Genomic DNA, 2,340 nt, shown 5'->3' with positions numbered 1-2,340 from the left:
ACCTCACCAACACATCCTGTCGTTTAGGCCTTATTTGAGGCCAGAGTTACAAACATAAAGAACCCTGTGAGCACCATGAACATTGGGACTGCCTGTGGCCTGCAAGTTTAGAATTTCTCTTGAACGGAATGGCCATGACGTGCATGGACACCGTTAATCATGGGCAAATTTTGCCCTTGCAGAGGGTGGCGGGGGCGGGTAACGTCTCAGGTTGAGTCCAGTTTGCCTTCAGGAACGCTGAAGATGCTTCCAAATCTAACCGAGGGCGGACTGCTGACCGATTCCCTAATCGTTCTCATGAAAGGATTCTTCATGGATATGAAGAGTTTCAACGGTTCTGCTCGTCGCCGCGGCACGACGATTGCAGCCGCCGCTCTTTCCGTCGCTATGGTTGCGCCCTTCGTCCACCCGGTAGTCAGCCCGGCTTCTTCGCCGGCTGCTATCGCTCAGGAGGCAGCAGCCGGTCAGGATCGCAGTGTAGATACTCGAGGCACCTCGGAGGCCACTGCCATTAAGGCAGACGGCACTTGGGGTCAGAAACAGGGCTACCAAGGCACGGTTTACCTAAATCGTGATGGCCGCGTGTACATAAAGGATGACGCCGACGAAGCTATGGCTGGTGTCAAGGTCTTCCTGCAGTACGTCAACGGCAAGGGCCAAGTTTCGCCCATCTACTACACCACCTCTGATTCTGAGGGCAAGTTCGTCTTCGACTTGTCCAAAGCACCGAAGGATGGCCTAGGCAGACCAATCGAGTTCAAGCTGTCTGGTGATGGGAAGTTCCAGGTCCGTACGTGGGCTGCGAACCCAGATCCAGCAAAGTATATGACGGCTGCCGGTGGAGACATGTACAGTGGACGCTTCCACAACCGTTTGACCCGTGTATGGGAGAGTTGGGATTTTACGGCTGGCATTAACCGCATTGTGGGTGCCAAGGTTATATTCCAAGAGCGTTCAAACCTTGACGGTTGGCTTGCCAAGCCGGAAGCGGAGTGGACCGAGGCGCCGACGGCCGATAAGCAATGGCCCGAAACTGGTATCTATGGCCGCGCGCATGGCGAAGGATGGTGGGAGAACAATGAAGGAGGGGGAGGGATACCGGACTATTACTCCAAGGACTCTCAGGACCGTGCCGCGACCAATGTCAAGGTTGTTGGTTCTTATGTCAATGATGAGGTAGCGCGTGAGTTTGATGCTTGGAAAGACGCTCACAAGGGGCATAGCCGCGAGCAATTCCGTGTTGCGCAAAAGGAAATTGTCGATGCATACCAAGCCAAGCATGGCGTTGGCTCCCACATTGCTGAGTCCCGAGTGGCTTATGTAAAAGATGATGGCTCTTTCTACCTGCCGTTCGCTGGCTTGTACGGTACAAGCCGCGACAAAAAGGGGAACAAGGTAACTGAAGAGGAATGGGGTAAAGTTGTCCCCCCAGAGGATGAAAACCACAACAGCCTCACGCAGTGGGACGGTACCTCCTTAACGAAGCGCACGCGTCACATCAACAGTGACTACATGTACCTGTACCCAGTAGTTGGCGACAACCGCGAGGTTTGGAATGCTAACTATCCGGACAATATGTTCCAGAGCCCTACAGCCCCATTGAACGGCAGGGACGAGGCAGGCCGCAACATCTGGAAGCAGAATTTCGCACTGCTGACTCCGCGCCCCATCCACGACGTGTTCAACTACGATAACGCGTCCGCTATTGCAGCTCCTGGTGACACTGCGAAGTCGAAGACGACTGGTCTGGTCCCCAACCAGCAGTACGCTATTGAGTGGTTTGCAGACGGTGAATCTACTGGTGAGATTTGCACTGTCACGGCTAACGATCTTGGTGAATTGGAGTCGTGCGACTTCACGGTCCCGAATGATCTCTCCAAGCCGACTGTGTACTCTTCTCAGGTCTTCTCTGCCGATGCTTCGGGTAAGCCAACGGGCACGCTCCTTTTGGCTGACTCCTTCTTGGCAGACCCGACCGTCGTTAAGTACGACGAGACCAAGGGAACAGCCAAGGAAAAGGACCTTGAAGTAAAACCTTCCTTCGACAATCCGAAAACTGATGCCGAAGAGAAGATGCCGGAAGGTGCATCCTTCGCGTTCGCTGATCCTGCTGCCGCTAAAGCCTTGGGCCTGGACATTAATCCTAAGACCGGCGCAATCACCTGGCCTAAAGATAAGCAGGTTGAAGGTGAAAACGAGGTGCTCGTAAAGGTCACGTGGACGCCTGTCGAGGGCGCTGACCCGGCTACCCGCGAAGTACCGGCGACGTTCAACCTGGCTGCGCCTGCTGCGAAGGACGCGGACAACTATGAGCCGAAGGGTCAGGATCAGACGGTTAAG

At 54.6% G+C, this 2,340-nt stretch carries 1 protein-coding gene; it reads left to right on the top strand.

Annotated features, from left to right (window positions below):
* Window positions 1-312: 312 nt before the first annotated feature.
* Window positions 313-2,340, top strand: a 2,028-nt coding sequence (locus HMPREF2822_RS09970; protein WP_198530978.1) for a Rib/alpha-like domain-containing protein, incomplete at its 3' end; no start/stop codon positions are given.

The sequence above is a fragment of the Corynebacterium sp. HMSC062E11 genome, assembly GCF_001811845.1.
Classification (GTDB): Bacteria; Actinomycetota; Actinomycetes; order Mycobacteriales; family Mycobacteriaceae; genus Corynebacterium; species Corynebacterium hesseae.
Note: the sequence above shows the minus strand (reverse complement) of the source record. Positions and strands in the feature narration are given on the sequence as shown.